The 1835-nt window shown below is 43.0% G+C and carries 2 protein-coding genes; one reads left to right on the top strand and one right to left on the bottom strand.

The window, feature by feature from the left end; genetic code table 11:
• Positions 1–663 (top strand): protein rep, encoded by a 663-nt coding sequence (locus QUE23_RS09890; protein WP_286349588.1) that lies wholly within the window; start codon positions 1–3, stop codon positions 661–663.
• Between the two features lie 462 nt (positions 664–1125).
• On the opposite strand, the gene QUE23_RS09885 is transcribed toward QUE23_RS09890, so the two are convergent.
• Positions 1126–1449: a hypothetical protein gene (locus tag QUE23_RS09885; protein ID WP_286349589.1), complete on the bottom strand. Its 324-nt coding sequence runs from the start codon at positions 1447–1449 to the stop codon at positions 1126–1128.
• Positions 1450–1835 lie beyond the last annotated feature (386 nt).

Raw genomic sequence — 1835 nt, 5'->3', positions numbered from 1 at the left:
GTGGCTTATGTCTTTCTCACCCTTACCACACGCAACGCCCCCTTGAGTGAGCTACGAGCCTTGTCAGCCCACATGTCAGTGTCGTGGCGGCGGTTTATCCAAACCAAGAGCTTTAGAAAGGCGGTTTTGGGCTATATCCGTGCCATTGAGTTTATAGGCGACAAGACCCCCGATGGTGAATGTCATCTGCATTACCACAGCTTGCTAGTTGTCCCCCCAAGCTACTTCAGTAAGGGCTATATCCCCCAAGCCGAATGGGTAGCAATGTGGCAGAAAGCGTTGAGGATTGATTACAAGCCCATTGTTGACATTAGGGGCATAAGACCTAAGCCTAAGCGAACAGAGAGCCTCACAAGCGTTATAGAGCGCAAGAGCGGTATAAAAGCCACGAACAACCTAGACCCCGCTTTGGTGTCTGCCCTTTGTGAAGTGGTGAAGTATCTTGTCAAGCCCACCAAGATAGCCAAGCTCAACACAGATCAGTTTGAAACCCTTGACACCCAAGCCAAAGGGCTAAGGCAATACAACCTAGGCGGTTTGTTGAAAGAATACGACCCCTTGCCCCCCGATGAACTAGACCCGACTTTGTGGGAGCTCTTAGAACAAGAAATTTACAAATGGAGCGGGCAAGCTTATGGCCTTGAGCGCACAGAAAAGCAATGAGAGAGAGAAATCCTTTACTTCACCTAGCCAAAGCTCACACCTAGCACCTAGCCCCCACGGCGTATGAGTAGCAAATTAACCAAACAAGCTTGCGCCGTGTCCCTTTCAAGGGTGGTTAATTTGCAAACTAGCCGCCCCACTTCGTAGGACATTCGCAAAGCTCATTGCGGAAAGTTTGCCCTACGGGGTTAATGATAATATCATTGCTACTTGAATGATAATATCATTTTCGTTTGAATGATTTTATCATTGCTGTTTGAATGATAGTATCATTACTCAAAATCCCCAAACCCCCCAAAATAGGGCTTTTAGCATTTTTACGGACATCACTCTGTGCTAAGTGAAGTGAAGGTTTTCTCTCTCCTTTGCACTTGCCACGCTCAGTAACCGAACTAAAGCCAAAGACTTTAAAGCGTGGCAAGTAAAACAAACCCACATGAACGCACACGACACGCCCCCAACCTACTGCGTTCTTGAATATCCACTTCTAGGCTTTCTTCCTCTAGGTTTTTGGGCTTGTTCTTTGGCTTCTTGCTCCCTTGCTTCTTGCTCCCGAGCCTCTTGTGCTCTTGCCTCTTGCATTTGGGCTTTGGTGCGTCTAATGCGTTTGGGTTTCTCAAAAAGCGTGTTAAGTTGCTCCTTGATTGCCATGAACTTATGCACTAGGTTCATGACCCCCGCTTGTTCTAACTGAGTTTGGATTTCATGCAATTCTTGCATTTTTGCCATGAGCTCTTGCGAATTTTGGATCTGTTGTGAGTTGTCTTTTTGTGCTTTATTAGCCATTTATTACACCTTTAATAAGATTTAAAAGCACTTAATTATAGGCTTATTGTTTCTTAAAAGTCAATAAATATAGATTAATAGATACTTAGTTATAGTTAATTAAAATTTATTAAAATTATAATAAAATTTAATTAGTATTTATTAGTGCTTATATAAGTTGCTATTAAATCTATAATAAAGTTTATCCTTGCTTGTGTGAAAAAAATCCTCCACTCCACCTAGCTAAAAAGTCGTTTGATGAGAGCCAAAAAATGGGGTCAAAAAATGGGGGTTTTTGGGGGGTTTTCATATTCACTTGATACATAGGCAACAACTTTGATTTTTTGTCTTGGGTTTTTAGGGGCTTGTAACGCCCTTGTGTAGGGGGTTTCTGTGGGTTTTAAGGT

Source organism: Helicobacter felistomachi (genome assembly GCF_030296895.1).
Taxonomy (GTDB): Bacteria; Campylobacterota; Campylobacteria; order Campylobacterales; family Helicobacteraceae; genus Helicobacter; species Helicobacter felistomachi.
The sequence above is the reverse complement of the archived record's forward strand: the minus strand, read 5'-3'. Positions and strand labels throughout refer to the sequence as shown.